This is a genomic window from Pseudomonas sp. MIL19 (assembly GCF_028680365.1).
GTDB classification, from domain to species: Bacteria; Pseudomonadota; Gammaproteobacteria; order Pseudomonadales; family Pseudomonadaceae; genus Aquipseudomonas; species Aquipseudomonas spirodelae.
Map to the genome: position 1 here is coordinate 1 of NZ_JAPPVG010000043.1, position 21,229 is coordinate 21,229.

Here is a 21,229-nt window from a genome sequence, read left to right on the forward strand (position 1 = left end):
CGAATCGTGTTGCGCGCCAACCCGGTGCGCTTGGCTATCTCATGCAGCGACAGCTTGTCGCGGAAATACATCCGGCGGATTTTGCCCATCATTTCCATACTGATCACCCTGTGTTCTCCTGCTCAAAAATTGAGCAGAAGCAGTTGAACACCTGGGTCAGTTTTCAGTCGGCAGAACAGCCTCTACTGGGTCAGTTTTCGGTCAGCGGCAACAAAAAGTGTCGCTCGCCGGCAGCAAGTTGGCGGCAACGGCTGAATTCCATCGCCAGCTGGCGTTCATTACCTTGGCTGTCTTGTTCGAACAACAGTCCGTAGCCATCCATTATGCGTGTCAACAGCAAAGCGCCGTCCGCCGAGGGTAGATAGCTCACCGTTCCCAGCTGCCAGGGCGCCGGGGCATGATCACACCCAGCCGCAGCCGCGCCGGTTACCGGAACAAGGCTGTCGTCCTGCATTCTCCAAGGCTGCCACCAGCCTTCGCGGTCAGTCAGGCAATACAAGGCGCCATCCGGAGCGAAGCGCGGCTGTTGCAGCGACTCATTTCCCGCTGCGCCGGCCAGGCACCGCGGCGCTCCCCAGCGATCATTTTCGGTACGTTCGGCAATCCAGAGGCTGGTGGACGTCCAAGGTTGTTCGGGGCGTTGCCACTCGATCCAGGCAAGACGTTGGCCTGTCGCATCCAAGGTCGGTGACGAGTAAAAGTCGCTCCCCTCGATAAGTACGCTTCGGCTGCCATCAACCAGCGAAACGCTGACCAGACGATGCTCTGAGCGAGCTTCTTCGGCGGTTTCTTCCACGGCGAGAATGGCCCGCTGGCGCGTGTCGAACTGCAGATCACCGTACCGGCAAGCGTCGTCATCGGTCAGCGCGATGGGCGGCGTCGCTGCGTCCGTAGATAGGCCCTGCAGGTAGATTTGCTGATCCTGCTCGTTGACGAACGCAACCCCGGCGTCGGTCAGGCAGAAGGCACCGCCGCCGTATTCGTATACACGGCTGCGAAGCGAGAACCCGGGCGGCGTGAGGCTACGCAAGCCGCGAGCGTGCCAATACCACAACGTGGAACGCACATCGGCCGGATCGTACTGAACCCAGAACACGCCCCCATGGCCAGCGCGAAGCTCGGCAAAGTCACAACTTGCAGAGGCGGCATCTTCGGCAGTCCAGTCGCTGGGCCAGAAGCCATAGGGGATTGCGGTCTTGGTCATCCAAACGGTTCCAGTCGGTTAGGCGTCGATCGATGACCTTATACCCTGAGGATCAGCTTCGATGCCTTCTCGTTACGAAAGGTCAGCTCATCAAGCCCGCGTGGCGCTTCTTCGGCCTCGGTGCGGGCGGCAAGAATCTTGTCGTGGTGCGCAGACTTGCTGCACACCGGATCGGCATTGGCCGCATCGCCAGTGAGCATGAAAGCCTGGCAGCGGCAGCCGCCGAAGTCCTTTTCCTTCTCGCCGCAGGATTGGCAAGGCTCGGGCATCCAATCGAAACCGCGAAACTTGTTGAAGCCAAAAGAATGCTTCCAGATCTGCTCGATGCTCTGCTCGCGAACGTTAGGGAAGCTGATCGGCAGTTGACGCGCGCTGTGACAAGGTAGCGCTGTGCCGTCCGGTGTGATGTCGAGAAACAGGTTGCCCCAGCCGTTCATGCAGCCCTTGGGACGCTCTTCGTAATAATCGGGCGTGACGAAGATCAGCTTGCAGGGATGGTTTTCGGCGGCGAGTTTGTCGCGCCACTGGTTGGTGATGCGCTCGGCACGCACCAACTGATCCTTGCTTGGTAGCAGCCCGGCGCGATTGAGTTCGGCCCAGCCATAGAACTGACAGATGGCGAGCTCCACGAAGTCGGCTTCCAATTCCAGACACAGCTGGATGATGCGCTCGATGTTGTCGATGTTGTGCCGGTGGGTAACGAAGTTCAGCACCATCGGATAGCCATGCGCTTTTACCGCTCGTGCCATGGCGAGCTTCTGCGCGAAAGCCTTCTTCGAGCCGGCGAGCAGGTTGTTCACCTCCTCATCGGCGGCCTGAAAGCTGATCTGGATGTGGTCGAGCCCGGCGTCGGCGAACGAAGCGATCTTCTCTTCGGTCAGGCCGATGCCCGAGGTGATCAGATTGGTGTAATAGCCGAGGTCTCGCGCCGCTTTGATCAGCTCGGCCAGATCTTGCCGGACCAGCGGCTCACCGCCGGAAAAGCCCAGTTGCGCCGCGCCCATCTCGCGGGCCTGTCGGAACACCTCGATCCACTCGGCAGTGCTCAGCTCGTCCTTGCTGCGGGCGAAATCCAGCGGGTTCGAGCAGTACGGGCATTGCAGCGGGCAACGATAAGTCAGCTCCGCCAGCAGCCACAGCGGCGGACCGGGCTCAAAGCCGGGCTTAGCGAAGCTCGATCCAGAACCGTTCAACGGCCACCTCCAGAAACGCGACGATATCTTCCTCAATCCCTTCTGCATCCGGGAAGCGCGCCTGCAGATCGGCGACGATGGCGCCGACGGTGCGAGCCCCATCAACTTCAGCCAGTACCGCCGCGGCACTTTCGTTGAGCTTGATCATGCCTTCGGGATAAAGCAGAACGCCCTTGCTGCGACGTGGTCAACCGCGGCGCTGCTATCTACGGCGACAAGATTTACTTCGGCACCCTCGACGCTCAGGTGGTGGCGCTGAACAAGGACACCGGCAAGGTCGTCTGGAAGAAGAAATTCGGCGAGCACGGCGCGGGTTACACGATGACCGGCGCGCCCACCCTGATCAAGGATCAGAAGAGCGGGAAGGTTTTGCTAATCCACGGCAGCTCCGGCGATGAATTCGGCGTTGTCGGCAAGTTGTTCGCACGCGATCCGGACACGGGTGAAGAAGTCTGGATGCGGCCCTTCGTCGAAGGTCACGTTGGCCGACTGAACGGCAAGGAGAGCACGCCGACCGGCGACATCAAGGCGCCCTCCTGGCCGGATGACCCGAACTCACCCACCGGCAAGAAGGAAGCCTGGAGCCAGGGCGGCGGCGCTCCGTGGCAGAGCGCGAGCTTCGACGCCGAAACCAATACCATCATCGTCGGCGCGGGCAATCCGGCGCCCTGGAACGGCTGGGCACGCACCGCCGATGGCGGAGATCCGAAGGATTACGACAGCCTCTATACCTCTGGGCAGGTTGGCGTCGACGCCACCACTGGCGAAGTGAAGTGGTTCTACCAGCACACACCGAACGATGCCTGGGACTTCTCCGGCAACAATGAGCTGGTCCTGTTCGATTACAAGAACAAAGATGGCAAGACCGTCAAAGCCACGGCCCACGCCGACCGCAACGGCTTTTTCTATGTGGTCAACCGCGAGGACGGCAAACTGCAGAACGCCTTCCCCTTCGTCGACAACATCACCTGGGCCAGCCACATCGACCTGAAGACCGGGCGGCCGGTGGAGAACGAGGGCCAGCGCCCGCCGAAGCCTGAGCCCGGCGAGGCGCACGGCAAATCAGTGGAAGTCTCACCGCCCTTCCTCGGCGGCAAGAACTGGAACCCCATGGCTTACAGCCAGGATACTGGCCTGTTCTACGTTCCCGCCAACCATTGGAAAGAGGACTACTGGACCGAGGAGGTCAGCTACAAGAAAGGCAACGCTTACCTCGGCCAAGGCTTCCGCATCAAGCGCATGTATGACGATCACGTCGGGATTCTGCGTGCCATGGACCCCACCACCGGCAAGGTCGCCTGGGAGCACAAGGAACCGCTGCCGCTCTGGGCCGGCGTCCTCGCCACCAAGGGCAACCTAGTGTTCACCGGTACAGGTGATGGCTACCTGAAGGCCTTCAACGCGAAAACCGGCGAGGAGCTCTGGAAATTCCAGACCGGTAGCGGAATCATCGCGCCGCCGATCACCTGGGAACAGGACGGCGAGCAGTTCATTGGCGTGACCGTTGGCTACGGCGGCGCTGTGCCGCTGTGGGGCGGCGACATGGCTGTGCTGACCAAGCCGGTTGCTCAAGGCGGCTCGTTCTGGGCGTTTCGAATCCCTAGTTGGGAAAACCAGACCGCCAAACGATAAGACGCCGGCTGTGCTCGATGAGCGAGCACAGCCGCACACGGAACAGCTGGCGGGACATGAACTGGATTGGCCTACAGAGTTGGCGCTCTCCTGGCCTGACGGTCCTCGCCTGAGCCGGCTGCTCTTTCTTCACCTATCGAACATGGGAACCGCCATGAACATATCCCGCTATCTGCTGCCCATCGCAGTGATCCTCAGCGCGCCGCTGCACGCTGACGACCAGCCGCCCACCATCAATGGCTGTGTCATCCAGCCAGAAAGCAAATGTGCCAACGCCGATCTTCGCGGCGCCGACCTGAGCAACCAGGACATGCGCAAGATGGATCTGACCGGCGCCGATCTCACCGGGGCCAACCTGAGGCATGCCAATCTCGACCTGGCCAATCTGGAGAAGGCCAACTTGACCGGCGCCACCCTCACCCGCGCCAGTCTTCAACAAGCCAACCTGCGTCTGGCGAACTTCACCGATGCGCAATTGGTGGCCATTCAGGGTTGGGGACTGTTCGCGCAGGCCGCGCGATTCAATGGGGCCAACCTGACTGCGGCCAATCTCGAATTCGCTCGTTTGAGCGGTGCGAAGTTGCATGGTGCCAACCTCACCGCCGCCAACCTGGAAATGACCTGGCTAAGCAAGGCCGACCTCGACCATGCGAATCTGACCGACGCTAATTTGCAGGAAGGCAAGCTCAACGATGCCAATCTCGGCAACGCGACCCTGACTGTCGCACGCCGACACTATGCAACCTTTCAAGGCAGCAATATGGACGGTTGCTTCGATTGCCCAGTGGACTGGGAGAAGTAATACGACGGGTGCATCGAACCAGCGCGCCATGCGCTTTAATGGCAGGTGCGCGCCCGTTCCCATGGGCGACGATTCAGCGGCTTGAAGTGGAGGCCCTATCGATATCCGCATTCCCCAGTTGACCGACCTCGAGCGCCTGCCCCGCTTCGACGGTCTCGCCCTCGACCGTATCGTCACGCCGTCGACGCCCGAGGAATTCGCCCAGGCCGTCGACGACATCCTGACCTTTGCACAGATCGGGTTCGATACCGAATCCAAACCCACCTTCACAGTAGGCGAGCTGTCCAGCGGGCCTCACCTCATTCAGTTCGCAACGCCAACAAAAGCCTATCTTTTTCAGATCGGAATACCCGGTTGCGTCGAGGCCGCTAAGCGGGTGCTGGAGACGGACCAAGTATTGAAAGTCGGATTCGGTCTGGCGTCCGATCGCAGCCGTCTACGCACCCGGTTGGGGATCGAATTGCGGCACAGCGTCGATCTTGGTTCGGCGCTGAGATATCACGGCAAGAAGGGTCAGGTCGGGCTTCGCGGTGCGGTGGCGGCGGTACTGGGTGCCGGTATAAGCAAGTCACGCAGCGTGTCGACTTCCAACTGGGCTAACAAAAATCTGGCCGAAGCGCAGCAGCGTTATGCCGCCAACGATGCCTATGCCGCGCTGATGGTATTTCTTGCATTGGATGCGCAGTCGCGAGCGTTGCTACTGGATCGAGTGATATGAGGCTCGGCCTGGACGACGGACCGTCCGGCCTGAAATGCATACTCAACGAAGGATTGCCGGGTTCCTTTCGCCATCCCTGCCCCAACGTCTATCCGGCGCTGGATGTCCTTTCGCACGTTGTGTTGCAGCTTGAACCGAGATCTGGCTGACCTCTCCGCGACTGCTGAGAGGTCCGGCCAATGATTTTATCGTCGACACGCACCTCCCTGTGCCGTCGTTTTTTACGCTTACAACGCATCCCAAACGTAACGTACGCCCAACCAGCCAGCACGCGGCGCACCGGGCGCGATGAACTGCTCGTGGCGCCACTCCTCCGGGTCGGTTTCGAAGGCATTGCCAGCGCCTACGAAAGGGTTTTCGGCCAAGGCGCCGCTCGTGGCATAGCGCTTGTCGAACAGGTTGTCGACCCGACCGAACAGAGTCCAGTCACGAGCGAAGCGGTAATCGGCACTCAGATTGACCACCGCATAACCCGGCAGTGTGCCGCTGCCCTCGACCTCGTCGTTGGACTGATGACGATTGTTCTCATTGCCCCGCACATACTGCTCGGAATACGCCAGCACAGTTGTACCGATACGAAGCCGATCGTTCAGATTCCAGTCCAAGCCGAGCTTGAGGTTGTGTTTCGGCAACCCTGGCAGGTAGTCGCCACGGGAGATGTGAATCTCGTCATCCGGGCAGCCGCCCTCGCCCTCGGTGCTGTTGTTCTCGGCCAGGATGCATGCAGAGGACTGTAACGTGGCGTGCAAGTAGGTGTAATCCACCCGCCAATCGACCGGCCCTTGCTCGCCGGCCAGGCCCAGCTCGATACCTTGGCGCCTTGTGCGGCCGAAGTTGGTGAAGTAACCCTTGCTACCACCGGTTCCGACGAACAGCAGATCATCGTGGTTAAGGCTGCGGAAGGCCGTGACGTTCCATTCGGTGCCGCTGGCCAGCTGGCCGCGCACGCCAAATTCCAGGGTGCGAGTGACGACCTGTTCCAGGAATGGATCGGCGGCCATGGCGTTGGGCAGGCTGCAGGGATTTTCCGGATCGGCACAACCCAGTTCGATCGGCGTCGGCGCCCGATTGCCTTGGGAGTAACCTCCGTAGAGGGTCACCGCGGGCTGTAACTGCCAGGCGAACCCCAGCGCCGGGTTCAGCTTGCGATAGGTGAAATCGCCATTGAGGTCATCTCCCATGCGATCGGTGTTGACTACCCGGGTGCGGTTGTAGCGTAGCGAGCCGGTCAGCTGCAGCGCGTCGGTTAGCGACCATGTGTCGGTGGCGTAGAGACTGGAAGTGCGGGTGCGACCCAACAGGCTATTGGCTGGGTCTTCGGCCTCGGTGGCAAGAATGCCGCGCTTATCGGTCAGCTCACCGCCTTGCTCGCTCTGGTGAAAGCTGGCGCGGGTGTTGTCGTGGGACAGGCCAAAGGCGAACTGGTGGGCCCCGGCATGACGGGACCACTGCAGGGCCAGGCCGTAGGCGCGCTGGCTAGTACGGGTGCGGTTCAGCACGCCGGTTTCCGGACCCTCGCCGGCCAGGAAGCCGTCGTCTTCCCACTCTTCATATTCGTCTTCGTACTCATCGTTTCCGTCACCGTTAAGGGTCGCTGTGCGGGTGCGCCGCAAATAGACGGTGCCGGACAGCCGGTCGCTATCGCTCAGCCAGTGACTGCCGGAAAACGCCATTAGGTGGCTACGGTTCTCAGTCTGGTCGGGATAGGTAAAAATCGCGTCGCGGTCCTGCTCATGCATGCTTTCGGGGATCAGTCCGTTACCAATCAGATCGTTGTCAGCATGAGCCAGCGTCAGGGCCAGGTCCGTGCTGTCTGTGGTCCAGGCGAATTTGCCGAACAGCTGGCCTACCTCAGACGGCGAATGGTCGCGCCAGCCGTCTTCATCCATCCCTTCGGCCGCCAAGTACCAGGAAAACTCCTCATGTTGGCCGCCATGCTCCACTGAGCCACCGTAGCGGCCAAAGGAGCCGCCGTAGAGTTGCGCCGCGCCGCCAGGATGAGTGTCGCCCCGCTTGGTTTCCAGCGCCAGGGCGCCGCCGAGTGTGTTGAGGCCGTACAGTGGGTTGGAGCCAGGCACCAGAGCCGCCCCAGCGATGGCGGTCTGGGGAATAAGGTCCCAGTGCACCACGTCGCCGAACGCTTCATTGATGCGCACGCCGTCGAGAAACACCGATAGGCCTTGGGCCGTGCCCAGTAGCGGCGAAGCGGTGAAGCCCCGGTAATTCAGGTCTGCCTGATAGGGGTTGCCCTGGGTCTCGTTGAGGTTGACGCTCGGCAGACCGCGCTGCAGTTTTTCTGCCAGAGACTGCCCTCCCAGCTTGCGCAGGCGCTCGTCGTCCAGGGTTTGAATGTTGGCCGGAACCCGATCCTTCGGCAGATCGATGCCGGGCAGCGGAGTCGTGGCGACAACCTCATCACTCTTGAGCTCGAGTGGCTCCTCAGCCTGGGCGAAACCAGGCAACAAGCCGGCAACGGCGAGCGAAAGCAGCGTGCGACGGGGCGTCCAGCTGCGGCAGATCTGATATTGCATGGGCATTCCTTGTTCTTGTTTGGCGGATCGTGCCGGGGCGGGTTTGCGGGCGACTCTCCATGCTGGCCGATGTCGGCTGGCAAACTGCCAGAACTGATTATCGAGAGCTTCCGCGCACCGCCGATAGGGAAAAATTCCCGGTGCTGCCGGGAATTTTTCCCGACCCCGTGGCGATTGGTCTTACTACCGCCGGAGTAATCCGGAACGAAGGCCTTCGAACCAGATGCTCGATGCAATGCCGGCTCTGGCCTGCTGATCGCCGACCGTCCATACGATTTTTTGGAATACCGGGGCCCTGGTGAGGCTGGCCTTTCTATTGGCTTCAGCTAGTCGACCTGAGGCAGTGCGGATTTTCGAAAAAGGGCGCGTGCGCCTGACGTCGAGCGCTAGAAAAAATTATCAGGAATCGCTACGGACGGGAGCGTGCAGCGCTGACCTGCGTAGCCTCGACCTACCATTTTGCGGGCGCTATCAGAGATATCGGCAAGGCGATTGGCCTTCCGCCTGACCAGGTGGATGCGTTAGCAAAATGCTGCGGTGCCTGGAGCGATCAGATGCCGCCACCGGAAAGGCTTCGAGAAGCGGGCTTTGACCCAGACAATCAGACCATCCGGATGGTGCTCATCCTAACTGACCTCCTTGTTGGGTTTCCTCGTCATCTGTCTCAGCACCCTGGGGGGTTCGTTATTTCGGAGCATCCGTTGTCCACACTGGTACCGGTAGAAAATGCTGCCATGGCGGATCGCACAGTAATCCAGCGCCATCGTTCAGCGCCTGCGAGAAAGCCGGCATGAGCACGTTGGGGATGCCTTCTTCCAGACCTATTCCAGCCATCACGATATGGATGAACGTGTCGGGGGTGGCCGCGGTGAGCGCACTGTTGAGGGCAAGCTCCGGTCGCACGCTGAGAGGCGTCGTTGCGCTTTTGTAGTGGCATGACCCGCAGGCTGCCCAGTACAGGACGGCTCCGGCGTCGGGTTCCAGGCGGCTGCCGAGAGCGGAGGTCGCCAGCGCTTTGGCCAGCGCTTCATCGCTGCCTGTCTTCAGTGCGGAGGAGCCGTTGAGGTCGGCAAAATAGACGGCTATTGCCTGGATATCGGCGTCGGGAAGCCTGCCCAGGTCGTGCACGACGTCCGACATCTTGCCCGCGGCAACGCCGTGCAGGGCAGTCGCTCCGCTGCGCAGGTAGGTGAACAGCTCGTCTTGGGTCCAGGGTAGCGGTGTGGTATTGGCAGCCGTCAGTGCCGGCGCGAACCAGCCTTCGATCATCGCGCCCGCGTAGCTGTCGTCAGCGGCTTTCTCGGCGCCCAGCACGTTGCGTGGCGTGTGGCAGGCGGCGCAATGGCTCAAGCCCTCGGCGAGATAGGCGCCGCGGTTCCATGCTTCGCTCTTGCCGGCGACCGGCCGATAGCGGCCCTGGTCCATAAACAGCAGCTTCCAGCCGGCTTGCAGGACGCGGATGTTGAAGGGGAACGGCAGGGTATTGCGCTGCGCCGGCGCGCTCACCGGCTCACGCGTCATGAGGAAGGCATAGAGTGCCCTCACATCCTCGTCGGCGACCTTGGTGAAGTGGTCGTAGGGGAATGCGGGATAAAGATGCGAACCATCGCGAGAGACGCCTTCGTGCATCGCACGCATGAATGCCGCCTCGGACCAGCGGCCGATTCCGCTATCCGGGTCGGGTGTGATGTTGGTCGAATAGATGACACCGAAGGGGGTAGGCATTCCATAGCCGCCGGCATAGGGCTGTCCGCCCTTCATGTTGATCGACACCAACGGAAACAACCTCGACGCTGCCCAGACTGAACGTGCCGGTCTTGAAGTCCCGGTGCCGACCCGAGCAGGGTTGGCAAATTCCGCTGATAAGGTCCGCCTCACTGTTGCGGGAGGCGCCGCAGCAATGGCGGGAAAGACGGGTGATTTCGTTTTAACACTGAACATTCAACCGGGCTGGCATGTGAATGCAAATCCGGCCTCCATGGAATTCCTGATTCCCACCGTCGTCAGCTCTTCAGTCAACGGCCAGGCGCTTATAATCCCGACGCAGTACCCGCGCGGCCGGGTCAGTGACATTGTGCTGAGTGACACCGCCCTAGAGGTGTATGACGACGGTGCAAGTATTCGGCTGCGGCCCGACGAAAAACAGACCGCCGTGCTGGAAAAGGCAGGCAGGCTCGAAATGATTGTACGGGTGCAGGCCTGCAGTGACGAGGGCATTTGTCTGGCACCGACTGACCTGCCCGTTGCGCTGAATCTGGACGATACCAAGCGACAATAAGTCAGAACGGCCCTCGGAAATGACTCAATTGGGGAATGACTGTGAACAGCTTATTCTGAGTATTCCCCGATTGCCGTGGTTGCGCTGGGCAGCTCAACGCCATGCCCCACCGTTCATATCTTGAGATGGGCGAGACTCGCTTCGTTAAACACCAAACTTACATTGTGATTCGCGCATTCCGCATGACGAAGTGGCTTCGGGGCAGTGCCGGCAATCGGTCCCAGGTGATTGATAGATCCTGTTCGGGAACCTCATATTGGAGCGAGCGAGCCAGGAAGCGAACAGCAACGCTCATCAATGCGACGGCGACGCCTTCACCTGGACAGCGATGGTTAACATGCGGGTCGCCTGGTCCTTGTGGGATGAAGCAGTATGGCGACGGAGAGTTGGATCGAAAGCGCTCAGGCTTGAAACGATCTGCCTCCTCCCAGAGCTGGGAATCGTGATTGGTTCCGTATAAGTCCAGCAGGACTAAGGTGCCCCTGCCAAAGGCAAATCCTTCCCATAGAAAATCTTCTTTCACGCGAGCGCTGATCGCTGGGAAGAAGGGGTAGAAACGCCGCACTTCCTGCACAAAGCAACCTATATCTCTTTCATCTCCCGACTGCAGGTTTCTCAGACAGAACGGGTGCTTGTGCAGCGCTAGCGCTGCAAAGGTTATGAATACAGAGACGGCTACCGTCGGCCGCAGCAGATTTAGTAGTTCCACTGATGCGGTATGTAGATCCAACGGCTGTCCGTGCTGGTCCTTGTAATGGGCGATGCGTTCGAGAGGCGATTGCTCGGGTGTAGGGGGAGCGGCGCGAGTGGACTCGACAAGTTCTGCCGCCCATTGCTCCAATCGGCGACGTGCCTTCCGTGCCTGCCAGTGCTGCAGACCGATCGCGCCGGCGTGCTCATAGAGAGCTGCAAGATCTTGAGTCCATTGTTGAACATCTCTTTCAGCGATTGGAGCACCGGCCCAGTCGCATACGGTGCGGCATAGAATTTCGCGAGCAATCTCGTAGAGGACGATTGACTCACCGGGACGCCAAGTTCGCGCATACTCCCTCCAACGAACCTCGCTCAACTCTGCTAGTTCCTGCACGTTCGCGGGTGTGAGCACTCCCATGAAGAGGGCCTTTCGGTGACGATGCGCATCACCGTCCAAACCTTGGACACCGTCTTGTCCGAATAAGGTTTTTTGCAGTCGCTTGGGCGCAGCGTTCTGGCGAACGAATCGGTCAGGGTCGCAAATCAAGCGAGCAGCTTCGGCACCTGTTAGGCACAGAGTTTTCTGTAACATCAAGCGAGTTTGAAACACCGGCGATTGATGAAACTGACTGCGCGCAAAGATAAATCGGTAGGGATCTCGCAAGAAGGCCCAAGTACTGTCCAATCCGGTGTCACGCGGTATGTTTGGCATCGCTTGTACTCCCGTTGAGACTCCACCCGTTCTAGCTACGTATTGCGGCTTTCATCCTGTTCTAAAGAATTGTGACCGGCCGGGTAAGCAGATGTTGGACGAAGAGGATCAATAAATTGCCCGAAATAATTTCTGGGGTAGTCCTTTTCATGCAGCCCAACCTCAGCTTTGCCCAGCTTCCCGGCACTGTCATAGAAGGTTCCGAATAGCCGATCCCACACGGTTGAAAACTCACCGAAGTTGACCTGGGCGTCTTCGAAGTCGCGCTTATGGTGCCAACGATGGACCTCAGCAACCCCTAGCACATGCCGCAGCCAACCCACGCTGTAGTCCAGGTTCGAATGCTGAAAGGCCAGATGGACGGTTAGGATCCCAAACCACGTTGCGACTACGGCAGACGGAGCTCCAGATATGAGCAAAACCACCAGCCCCGGCCCGGCCATCAACGCCGCATGCAGAGGATGTCGACGTTCTCCGTTCATCCAGTAGAGCCGCTCAGCGCTGTGATGGATCATGTGAAAGCGCCACAGCCAATGCACCCGGTGGCTGATGCGGTGCATCACATACAGGCTCAAGTCGAGCACGGCGGCGACTAGTAGCAATTGCAGCCACAATGGGCTCTCGATCGGAAAGAGCCGAACCGAAGCCGGTACCGCATCGCCTAACTTAGCCAGAAATTCTGCAGTAAATTGAATGACAGACAGGTTCACCAGCATGTGCAGCAGATCCGTCAGGGTGTCCTGATGATCTTCCAGCCAGGCTCGCCGAAAAGGCTGGATGCGCTCCAAGCCAGCAATGAGTAGCAGCCCCGCCGCGGCGACTATGGGTGTGGTGGGCCAATACGGTATACCTGCATACAGCGCCCAAATCATGAAGGAGGCACAGCCGCCAAACACAAGTGGATAGCTCAGCCACCGTATGGCGAATCGCAAGGGAATAGACATCGCTCAGCTCCTGAGTAGGGAGCCATGACTGTATGTGGGAAGGTCCGCTTTCGGCTTGAACGAAAGAGCTACGACCCCTGAAGATCGACTTCAGCCAGGGCGGAGGAAGGATCGATGCCCAGCAGTGCCCGGAATGTCCGGGAGAAATGTGCCGAGTCAGAAAAGCCCGCCTCATGGGCCGCTTCAGTGAGTAGACCCCCTTTGGCTAGGTGCTGTAGGGCTTGTGTGAGACGTAACCATTTCGCATAGCTGCGCAGCGGCAAGCCTGTCTGTTCCACGAACCAATGGGAAAACCGTGTAAGGGATAAATGCACCAACGCGGCCATTTCTTCGCGCCTCATTTGGCCTCTATGCAGCGCTTCAATCACCTTTGTCAAGCGAGGATCTGGAATCGGTGGATCGGGTAGCCGCAGTGCCTGGCGCACCCCCGTCCTAACCTGGAGAGCGGTATGTCCTGTCTCGCGCAGCATATCGATAATCGCTACTACGTCCGCCGGGGCGATCACGACTACCCTTGCTTCTTCGGTACCCCGCATAGTTGGGGCTTCATCGGATAGTGCATCCAGATAGATCGACAGCACTCGACCAGCACTGATCCGGTGTTTCAGGCCCGCGGCGATGAAGATGGCAGCCCCTGTTTGAATGCCCAACGGGGTTTCAACCGATACAGGTGAATCGAGGCCCACTGAAATCTGATGCGCCTGATGGTGGTGCCACTCCTGGTGGCCGGCACGGCCATGAAAGATGCCGATGCCGGGCCCTATCCAGGCCTGGCCTGCCCAGCGTACGGTATCCGTTGAGAGCGAGCCTTTCATTCGTTGACTCGGCCGGCTTCCGCATTTGGGCTTAGCAAACTGCTCAGGATCAACATGGCGGCGCCACCGACGATAGCAATATCCGCCAGGTTAAACGCAGGCCAATGCCAGGACAGCCAGTAAAAATCCAGGTAGTCGATTACATGGCCTCGAAATGCGCGATCAATCAGATTCCCAACTGCCCCGCCCAAGATAAGGCTATAGCCTAGGGCTTCGCTTTTGGCTCTGCGTTTACGCAATATCAGAGCCAGCACGATCGAAACGACCAAAGCTATGACAATGAAGAAGTAACGCTGCCAACCACCCGCGTCAGCCAGGAAGCTGAACGCTGCACCGGTATTCCAGAAGTGAACCAGGTTGAAGAACGGGGTGAGAGGAATCACGGTGCCGACCGGGAGCGAACCCGTAATTGCGCTTTTCAACGCTAGGTCGGCCGAGGCAATGGCTAGCGATAGCATCCACCAGAACCCAGGAGCAACAAGAGGTGATCTAGGAGACGACCTCATTGCATTTCTCCTTGGAGAAGTCGCTGCAGCTCCGGTGAAATAGGCATCGGCGCAAAAGCACTGACCCTGGCGCGCCCGCTGTTTCCGAGCGGCACCCAGATCTTCGAGAACAGCAGGGCCGCCATGATTCGCGGTACTTGGCTGAGCACCTTTCGTAAGTCGCGCAACTGCCAGCCGGCCCTCAGCATCAGCCAATGGCTCTGAGCATGAAGAATAGGCATTCGCTGGCTCAATATGTGGGCTCGCTCCAGCCAGGAGAAAGCCTCGGTTGGCGCCTCTTCATTAAGTGCTTTCCTAGCCTGGAAGAAGGCCTCATCAATGGCAATGCTGAGAGCGGTATTCATCTGGATCTCACTTACGCAGTAGATGCCCGAGTGAACACCCTATAGCTGCTATAGGGTCAAGCGCTATGGGCGATTCAAGACGACGCAAAAATGACTTTATGCCGGATTACGAAAGAGGTTTGTCGCCCCCCAGCAGGCCCGAAAGTATCCCGCAGTCCAGACTTTGTCGTTCGTTATCGCAGCAACCTCGCAACGTCACCAGCTGGTTTTCGAGAGCATGTAAGGATGCGATCTGAGCCCTTACCTGTGCGATATGTCTATCAAGGAGCTCATTGACCGCAACGCAGGGTTGCTGCGGCTGTTCCTGATAGCTCTGCAAAACACCAATTTCTTCCAGTGACATGCCAAAAGAGCGGCATCGGCGAATGAACAGCAGTTTGTCCGCATGGCCTGCTTTATAGGTTCGATAGCCATTGTCCTCGCGTTCGGGCGGTGGAAGCAGTCCCTGACGTTCATAAAAACGAATCGTCTGAGTGTCCACTCCTGTCTGCTGTGCAAGTTGACCGATGCGCATGGTCTGTCCCTTGGTAAAAAAGCCAGTATATCCAGGCTTGACCCTATAGCCACTACATGGTTTTTAATCGGTAGAATCAAGTCCTATAGGAGAGGCGAGTCATGACTTCTTGTGATAAATCCTGTGGCTGTGGCCCTGAGCCGGTAAGCACTGAAGCGGCAGCCGCGCCTTCGAATGAAGGGACTTGGGTCAGCAGTTTTTCTGTGCCCAAAATGGATTGCCCGTCAGAAGAGCGAATGATTCGGCTCGCGCTCAATGGCTTTTCTGAACTCAATTCGCTGTCCTTTGATCTGAGCAGCAGACAGGTACGCGCTTTCCATGACGGTCCGGTTGACCAGATCGCGACCAAGCTGGAATCACTTGGTTTGGGGGCAACATTGCTCGGCACTCAACCGGCCAGCCAGGAAGCAGCTTCGGCCAATAGCGCCAGTGAAGAGCTGACTGCTTCCAAGGAGGCTGGCACGCTCAAAATCCTGCTCGGTATCAATGCCACGATGTTTGTCATCGAGTTGGGCGTAGGCTTGATTGCTCAGTCGACGGGTCTGATCGCCGACTCGCTGGACATGTTTGCTGATGCTGCCGTCTATGGTCTGGCTCTCTTTGCGGTCGGTCGGGCTGCGCAGCTGCAGGTTCGCGCTGCGCACCTGGCGGGTTTTTTCCAGATCGTGTTGGCCCTTGGGGTACTTGTAGAGGTGGCTAGACGGTTCATCTATGGCAGCGAACCTGCGTCGATGCTGATGATGGGAATTGGCTTAGTTGCCCTCGTCGCAAACGTCAGCTGTCTCTTGATGATATATGGCCATCGCGAAGGCGGTGCACACATGAAAGCGAGTTGGATTTTTTCGGCCAACGATGTGCTCGCGAATATTGGCGTTATCGCCGCAGGAGCTCTGGTTGCGTGGACAGGCTCTTCCTATCCAGATTTGGTGATTGGTACGGTAGTTGGCCTCATCGTACTCAACGGTGCGCGCCGAATCCTGGCATTGAAAGCCTGACCAACCGGATCGACAGCACCCCCATTTTCCAAACAGAGACGCGTAGCTTGTGAGTGACGTTGAGACGGCTGAGATAGAACAGCTGATGGCTGGATTGGACGGCAAAATCTCCTCGCCTATGCTGCTGCGAAAACTCGGCTCCTATAGTCGGCGCAACAAGCTCTACCATGCGGCCCAGGCACTGGGCAGCGTGATCCGCACGATCTTCCTGCTCAACTGGATCGGCAGCCGCGAGTTGCGCCAGGAAGTCACCGCGAACACCAACAAGATCGAGTCCTACAACGGATTCTCCAAGTGGTTGTCCTTCGGCGGTGATGTGATTGCCGAAAACGATCCGGATGAGCAGCAGAAGCGGCTGCGCTACAACGACATGGTGGCCTCGTCCGTGATCCTGCAGAACACTGTGGACATGATGCGCATCCTGCAGAAGCTGGCCCGCGAGGGCTGGCAGTTCACCGATGAGGACGTGTCGTTCCTCAGTCCCTATCTAACCAGCAACGTCAAGCGCTTCGGCGAGTTCAGCCTCAAGCTCAACCGGCCACCGGAGCCCTGGATCAAGGACTCGGTGTTCCAACAAGCTGCCGGCTCGCTGCGGGTGATCACACCTCGCCAGCTAGATACCGAGAAAACTACATGATCAATGTTCCTCCCGCATCCTTTCGCGTTACACCGTACGGCGAAGTCGATGCGGTGGCGTTGGAAAACCTGCGCGACGGCTTCGACACCTCTCAACTGCTCCGGCTGGTTGATCGATTGGACGCCTGCTTGTTGGAACTGGGTGGAACCACCGCCATTCGCGACGAGCTGCTGAGATTGCATGCGATGGCTCTGACGATGGTTGAGAGCATCGCTCTTACGGTGCCTGCCGAGAGTGCTTGTATCTGGGCAGAAGCCGAATCTCTGCAGACGGATCTTGAGGCGCTGGTTTCCTGGGCTCGCACTGCTCAGCTCATCATTGCGCCGTTGATCAATCTTGCTCCACAGCACGAGGCATGAGCGCTCTCGCCGATTTCGCTCAGGCTCACCTGTTCCTGACGATGGCTGGAATCGCCCGTAAGTAGATCAATTCACCAATCAGTTCTACGAGTGTCTGAGTGATCACAGCCGCCGCGGCCAGCGCGCGAATGGACTCCGGGAGCGCTAGGGCCAGGGGAAGCACTACAAGCGAGTTGCGAGTGCCTGAGCTAAAGGCCACAGCCCGTGCGGCAGATGCCTCCAAGCCAAATAGCCAGGAGCTGAGTACGCCGAGGGCGGGAGCGAGTAGTAGAAACGCTCCGTATACCGGAAGCAACGGCGCCAGGATGTCGAGTTGGTACACGACGGCCTCGATCTGCGAACCCACCACCACGATTAGAACCAGGGCCATTGCAGGTACTGGCAGCCAGGCCCAACCTGCGCTCCATGCGCGAACCAGCAGAGATCGGCGCCCGCCAGATTCGGTGAGCACAGCCGCTACCAAGGGTAGGACTATCAGTAACAGAAAGGCTTCTGCGAAGGGCCACAGCTCGATCACTGTGCCTGCTTGGGAACCAAGGATTAGCTGCAAGTAGAGGGGTAGCAGCAGAAGCTGGAGCAACAGCAGCAATGGCGTCGCCGCGAGCACCAGACGAGAGTCCCCTTTGCCCAGGTGGGTGAAGACCACCACGTAATCGATACAAGGCGTCAGCAGGACAAGCAGCGCGCCGACCAACAAGGCCTGGTTCGATGAGAGCGGCCACGTCACCAACCACACCATTAATGGAACCAACAGGAAGTTGGCCAGCAACAAGGCACCGACGAAGCGGCGGTTGGCAAAAGCTTCTCGCAGCTCCAAAAAAGGAATCTGCAGAAACATGGCATACATCAGCACGGCAATCGCCGGTGTGATGGCCATGGCCGCCACACCGGTGAATTGCGCAGAGCTCAGGCCTGCAATGGCAGCGGCCACCACCGCCGCGAAATAAAATGCTATCTGGTGTTCTTCCAGCCAGTCCCGCGACATCTGATATCTTCCCTTGTTGCGCAAGGGCGACATTCTCGCACTGGCATCGGATTTAACCCAGCGTTGAGGCTGGTTGCGCAGCGGGCTGCCTGGTTGCTTTTCGCTTTGTGGCGGTGGGCGAAGGTCTACAAAGCTCCTAACAAGTATTGCCGACAAGAGGAAGCATGGTGTTTCGAAAAAACCGGATGGCGGGTCTGACGCAAGTGTTCTTCACCGCCAGGAGCTAACCGAGATGAATCCTCAACCTTCAGGCATGACCTGGAATCTCCTGCTGCTAACCTGGCTGGTCGCACTGATATCGACCTTGTCCGCGCTGTTCATTGGCGAGGTGATGGGCCAGGCACCCTGCGTGCTGTGCTGGTTCCAGCGAGCCTTCATGTTTCCGCTGACGGTGATCCTGGCCATCGCCTGCTACCGCTCGGATTTCACAGTCTGGCGTTATGCCCTACCGCTGACCGTTATCGGTGCGGCGCTGGCATTTGTTCATACGCTGCTCTATGCAGGGCTGATTCCACAGCCGATCCAGCCCTGCACGGCCACCGGTCCATCCTGCTCAGGCGCCGGGATGACCCTCTTTGGCGTCGTGCCACTGCCGGCACTCGCCTTGTTTGCTTTTATCATTATTGCCATCCTGCTCATTATTATCCGTCGGAGAACCACCCCATGAATCGCCGTTCCGTGGTCTTGATCACCAGTGTCGTGGTCCTGGCCGTGTTTGCTGCCGCCGCATTCTTCTATTCCCCGTCGCAGTCGCCTCAACAGGCCCAGGCTCCCGGTTCGACCGCCCAAGAGACCGGGACACAACCCAAACAGAACGGCGGCCAACTGGTTCGCTTCCACTCACCAGTATTTGGTCCGGCGCAGGCTCCAGTGACCATCGTCGAATTCTTCGATCCTTCCTGCGAAGCATGCCGCGCATTCCATCCCTATGTGAAGCAGATACTCGCCGAGAACCCGGAAGATGTGCGTTTGGTGCTGCGCTATGTGCTATTCCATCAGGGCTCCGAAGAGGTATCACGGATGCTGGAGGCGGCGCGTAAGCAAAATCTTCATGAAAAAGTGCTGGAGGCCGTGCTGGAGGCCCAGCCCGGTTGGCACGACGACCCCAAAGTCACGCAGGCATGGGCTGCTGCCGAGCGCGTCGGTTTGAACTTGGAGCAGGCCCGCCAGGACATGCATACGCCTAGCGTCAACGCCGTGCTTGAAACGGACATGCAGGACGTCAAGGCCGTTGGGATTCGTGGCACCCCGACCTTTTTTGTCAATGGTCGAGCGCTCAGCGAGTTCGGCCCGGAGCCGCTGCGCCGATTAGTGAGCAGCGAAGTGGCCAAGGCACGGGAATGACACTATGAGCGCGCTGGAGAACCGCGTGCCACCGCTGCTCGTAGCTGGCCTGATCGCTCTGCTGATGGGTTTGTCGGGGCCCAGATTACCGAGCATCGAACTGGCATGGACCGCGCGGCTGACCTTCGCTTTGCCGGTACTGTTCCTGGGGCTCGGCGTGTGTTTCGCCGGCGTACTGTCGTTTCGCCGCGCACGTACTACTGTCAATCCATTGCAGCCGCAGCAGGCTTCGGTGTTGGTGGAGGCTGGCATCTATCAGTACAGCCGCAACCCCATGTATTTGGGCTTCGCCATCAGCCTGACGGCCTGCGCGCTGGCCCTGGCCTCGCCTTTTACCCTGCTGGGCGTGGTTGCCTTCGTGCTTTACATGAATCGTTTCCAAATCGAACCCGAAGAGTCGGCGCTGGAAGCGCTGTTCGGCGAATCATTCGCTCGCTACCGCGCACGAGTCCGCCGCTGGCTCTGAGCGTCCGCGGCGGTAGCGACTGGCGGGGCTTGCTCGTCGCGGCAGCCTGCCGAAGGTGCCACGACCTAGCCTGATCTCCTCGTGACGAGCTGCTTTGGCCACATGCCGCTAGCATGTCTCTGGTCGAAGACATAGCGCCAACGAGTGATGTCGCAAGTTCACTCCGTTGATATCGAGATAACTGTCTAGCAACAGCGGTGAGCGCAAAGCAGGCTTATGCTTCGCTGCGATGACTGTCGGCCTGCCTGGTGTCGATACAAACACTGCCGTCTAGCTCCATTTCAAGTGTCGAGTGGCTGACTTTGAATCGCTCATGAAGTACACGTTTTAAATCAGTCTTCACTCGTTCAATTTCGGGCAGGCTAGCCTTCTTGATGACAACGTGAGCTTCCAATGCAGTTGAATGTTCGGCAATTTCCCAGACATGTACGTGGTGAACACTCACAACGTCGTCCACTTGCTCCATGACATTGATTATATCAGTGATGGAAACTCCTTCTGGTGCGCCCTCCATTAACAAGTGAATGGTTTTAGGTAGCATGCTAAAGCCCTGCCATAGCACGTAACCAGCAATCATCAGCGTCAGTACAGTATCTGTCCAATACCAGTCATACAGAAGGATTAATGTTCCGGCAATAATAACACCGACGGAGGCCAGCGCATCCGACACATTGTGCAAGAATGCCGCCTTTATATTCATGCTATTCTTAGACATTGTGTAGGTGAGCAAGGCCGTGACGACATCTACAATCAAGGCTATTCCCGCCACCACGACCACTGTCCATCCTTCAATGGGCTGTGGGGCAAAAAACCGACCTATAGCTTCGTAGATGAGGTAGAGACCAACGATAATCAGCGTGACCAAGTTAATCAAAGCCGCTATGGTTTCACTGCGTCGGTAGCCGAAGGTTTTAAAAGCATCTGGCGGTTTGCGACCGATTTTACGTGCGATGAGCGCAATAACCAGTGATGCGGCATCGCTCAAGTTATGTAGCGCGTCAGCTATGAGCGATAAACTGCCAGAAAGTATTCCTCCAACAACTTGTGCCAGAGTTAGCACAGTATTAACGCCAATGGCAGCGATTAAACGCTTATCGCCTATGGCTTCGGTGTTATGGTTATGTTCGTGAGCCATTGGTTTTTAACCGTCCTTAAATAACATAAGACAAGGATAGGGAGCCCAAAAAAGTAATAGATAATACTAGCACCAATACCATCTGGCCTTCCAAACCACACTGACAGAAATGCGACCACTCTCAAGCGAGTTCGTGCATTATCGTCTGAAACTTGCCGATAACTGGCCGATCCCTCTCAAACGTTAAACGACGTTGCTCGCTAATGATAGATGATGCGGCGTCAATCCGAAGATGACAAAATTGTAATCTTCCAATCATTCTTTTCGTAGGATAGGCCCTTGCAGATTGGTGCGCCTCGGTGCTGACATGACAAATCAAAGCGTGTTGGCGCTGATGGAAAATTGACCCACCCTGCCGATTGAAATTTGACCCAGGGCGGATTGCTGATTTTGTTACCAGCAACTGTGGATAAGTCTACCAG

20 protein-coding genes and 5 pseudogenes are annotated in these 21,229 nt (G+C 58.3%); 11 read left to right on the forward strand and 14 right to left on the reverse strand.

The genetic code is table 11. The features are described 5' to 3' along the window. Nucleotides 1-217 precede the first annotated feature (217 nt). From N1078_RS18015 to pqqD, 3 genes and pseudogenes are all read right to left on the reverse strand, one after another. Nucleotides 218-1,204: pseudogene (locus tag N1078_RS18015) on the reverse strand (S9 family peptidase); the annotation flags it as partial. A 38-nt stretch (nt 1,205-1,242) separates the two neighbouring features. Further along, the gene (gene pqqE, locus N1078_RS18020) at nt 1,243-2,397 is read right to left on the reverse strand and encodes a pyrroloquinoline quinone biosynthesis protein PqqE (RefSeq protein WP_148924243.1); all 1,155 of its coding nucleotides are present in this window, start codon (nt 2,395-2,397) and stop codon (nt 1,243-1,245) included. Next, nucleotides 2,369-2,569 (reverse strand): annotated as a pseudogene (gene pqqD, locus N1078_RS18025) (pyrroloquinoline quinone biosynthesis peptide chaperone PqqD); the annotation flags it as partial. The gene pqqE and the pseudogene pqqD, both read right to left, overlap by 29 nt. On the opposite strand from pqqD, the pseudogene exaA reads away from it, so the two are divergent. The 3 genes and pseudogenes from exaA to N1078_RS18040 form a co-directional block, all read left to right on the forward strand. Continuing rightward, nucleotides 2,566-4,029: pseudogene (gene exaA, locus N1078_RS18030) on the forward strand (quinoprotein ethanol dehydrogenase); the annotation flags it as partial. The pseudogenes pqqD and exaA overlap by 4 nt on opposite strands. A 154-nt stretch (nt 4,030-4,183) precedes the next feature. Beyond that, entirely contained in the window at nt 4,184-4,831 is a 648-nt protein-coding gene (locus N1078_RS18035; RefSeq protein WP_274089491.1) for a pentapeptide repeat-containing protein, read from the forward strand. A 118-nt stretch (nt 4,832-4,949) separates the two neighbouring features. Next, nucleotides 4,950-5,549, forward strand: a complete 600-nt coding sequence (locus N1078_RS18040; protein ID WP_178114095.1) for a 3'-5' exonuclease — start codon at nt 4,950-4,952, stop codon at nt 5,547-5,549. 227 nt (nt 5,550-5,776) lie between these two features. On the opposite strand, the gene N1078_RS18045 is transcribed toward N1078_RS18040, so the two are convergent. Continuing rightward, nucleotides 5,777-8,080 carry a TonB-dependent receptor gene (locus N1078_RS18045; RefSeq protein WP_127839260.1) on the reverse strand — a complete coding sequence of 768 codons (2,304 nt, stop codon included), beginning with the start codon at nt 8,078-8,080 and terminating at the stop codon, nt 5,777-5,779. 404 nt (nt 8,081-8,484) lie between these two features. Here N1078_RS18045 and dnaE2 point away from each other — a divergent pair. Then, nucleotides 8,485-8,838, forward strand: a pseudogene (dnaE2, locus tag N1078_RS18050) (error-prone DNA polymerase); the annotation flags it as partial. Here the strand turns inward: dnaE2 and N1078_RS18055 are convergent. Further along, a complete protein-coding gene (locus tag N1078_RS18055; RefSeq protein ID WP_411912055.1) occupies nt 8,765-9,841 on the reverse strand; it encodes a c-type cytochrome in 1,077 nt (358 codons plus the stop codon). The pseudogene dnaE2 and the gene N1078_RS18055 overlap by 74 nt on opposite strands. Here N1078_RS18055 and N1078_RS18060 point away from each other — a divergent pair. Then, nucleotides 9,840-10,358 carry a protein-disulfide reductase DsbD domain-containing protein gene (locus N1078_RS18060; RefSeq protein WP_274089489.1) on the forward strand — a complete coding sequence of 173 codons (519 nt, stop codon included), beginning with the start codon at nt 9,840-9,842 and terminating at the stop codon, nt 10,356-10,358. The genes N1078_RS18055 and N1078_RS18060 overlap by 2 nt on opposite strands. Nucleotides 10,359-10,515: 157 nt before the next feature. Here the strand turns inward: N1078_RS18060 and N1078_RS18065 are convergent, their stop codons facing one another. From N1078_RS18065 to cadR, 6 genes are all read right to left on the reverse strand, one after another. Further along, on the reverse strand, nt 10,516-11,763 hold the full coding sequence (locus tag N1078_RS18065; RefSeq protein WP_127839257.1) for a cytochrome P450: 1,248 nt from the start codon (nt 11,761-11,763) through the stop codon (nt 10,516-10,518). A gap of 35 nt (nt 11,764-11,798) precedes the next feature. Next, nucleotides 11,799-12,707: a sterol desaturase family protein gene (locus N1078_RS18070; protein ID WP_127839256.1), complete on the reverse strand. Its 909-nt coding sequence runs from the start codon at nt 12,705-12,707 to the stop codon at nt 11,799-11,801. Nucleotides 12,708-12,775: 68 nt separating this feature from the next. Next, complete coding sequence (locus tag N1078_RS18075) at nt 12,776-13,522, reverse strand: helix-turn-helix transcriptional regulator (RefSeq protein ID WP_164863210.1); 747 nt, start codon at nt 13,520-13,522, stop codon at nt 12,776-12,778. Continuing rightward, nucleotides 13,519-14,028 carry a signal peptidase II gene (gene lspA, locus N1078_RS18080; RefSeq protein ID WP_023083083.1) on the reverse strand — a complete coding sequence of 170 codons (510 nt, stop codon included), beginning with the start codon at nt 14,026-14,028 and terminating at the stop codon, nt 13,519-13,521. The genes N1078_RS18075 and lspA overlap by 4 nt, the downstream gene beginning before the upstream one ends. Continuing rightward, nucleotides 14,025-14,372, reverse strand: coding sequence for a DUF3703 domain-containing protein (locus N1078_RS18085; protein ID WP_044727165.1), 348 nt, complete (start codon nt 14,370-14,372; stop codon nt 14,025-14,027). Before N1078_RS18085 ends, lspA begins: the two co-directional genes overlap by 4 nt. A gap of 106 nt (nt 14,373-14,478) precedes the next feature. Next, nucleotides 14,479-14,886: a Cd(II)/Pb(II)-responsive transcriptional regulator gene (gene cadR, locus N1078_RS18090; protein WP_044727166.1), complete on the reverse strand. Its 408-nt coding sequence runs from the start codon at nt 14,884-14,886 to the stop codon at nt 14,479-14,481. 101 nt (nt 14,887-14,987) lie between these two features. Between cadR and N1078_RS18095 the strand changes: the two genes are divergently transcribed. From N1078_RS18095 to tnpC, 3 genes and pseudogenes are all read left to right on the forward strand, one after another. After that, nucleotides 14,988-15,881, forward strand: a complete 894-nt coding sequence (locus tag N1078_RS18095) for a cation transporter (protein WP_200637305.1) — start codon at nt 14,988-14,990, stop codon at nt 15,879-15,881. Nucleotides 15,882-15,981: 100 nt separating this feature from the next. After that, a pseudogene (locus N1078_RS18100) lies at nt 15,982-16,518 on the forward strand (Tn3 family transposase); the annotation flags it as partial. Next, a complete protein-coding gene (tnpC, locus tag N1078_RS18105) occupies nt 16,515-16,877 on the forward strand; it encodes a Tn3 family transposase post-transcriptional regulator TnpC (RefSeq protein ID WP_011078036.1) in 363 nt (120 codons plus the stop codon). The pseudogene N1078_RS18100 and the gene tnpC, both read left to right, overlap by 4 nt. A gap of 25 nt (nt 16,878-16,902) precedes the next feature. On the opposite strand, the gene N1078_RS18110 is transcribed toward tnpC, so the two are convergent. Then, the gene (locus N1078_RS18110) at nt 16,903-17,862 is read right to left on the reverse strand and encodes an arsenic resistance protein (protein WP_274089492.1); all 960 of its coding nucleotides are present in this window, start codon (nt 17,860-17,862) and stop codon (nt 16,903-16,905) included. A 232-nt stretch (nt 17,863-18,094) separates the two neighbouring features. Here N1078_RS18110 and N1078_RS18115 point away from each other — a divergent pair, with 232 nt between their 5' ends. From N1078_RS18115 to N1078_RS18125, 3 genes are read left to right on the forward strand one after another with little or no spacing between them, the layout of a single operon-like run. Further along, a complete protein-coding gene (locus N1078_RS18115) occupies nt 18,095-18,529 on the forward strand; it encodes a disulfide bond formation protein B (protein ID WP_011078038.1) in 435 nt (144 codons plus the stop codon). Next, complete coding sequence (locus N1078_RS18120; protein ID WP_074858845.1) at nt 18,526-19,206, forward strand: DsbA family protein; 681 nt, start codon at nt 18,526-18,528, stop codon at nt 19,204-19,206. The genes N1078_RS18115 and N1078_RS18120 overlap by 4 nt, the downstream gene beginning before the upstream one ends. A 4-nt stretch (nt 19,207-19,210) precedes the next feature. Then, complete coding sequence (locus N1078_RS18125) at nt 19,211-19,672, forward strand: methyltransferase family protein (RefSeq protein WP_017246351.1); 462 nt, start codon at nt 19,211-19,213, stop codon at nt 19,670-19,672. 214 nt (nt 19,673-19,886) lie between these two features. Here N1078_RS18125 and N1078_RS18130 read toward each other — a convergent pair whose 3' ends face one another. Next, nucleotides 19,887-20,807 (reverse strand): cation diffusion facilitator family transporter, encoded by a 921-nt coding sequence (locus N1078_RS18130; RefSeq protein ID WP_008569956.1) that lies wholly within the window; start codon nt 20,805-20,807, stop codon nt 19,887-19,889. A 221-nt stretch (nt 20,808-21,028) separates the two neighbouring features. Next, nucleotides 21,029-21,229 (reverse strand): hypothetical protein (locus N1078_RS18135; protein WP_274089490.1); only part of this gene is annotated, 201 nt, incomplete at its 5' end.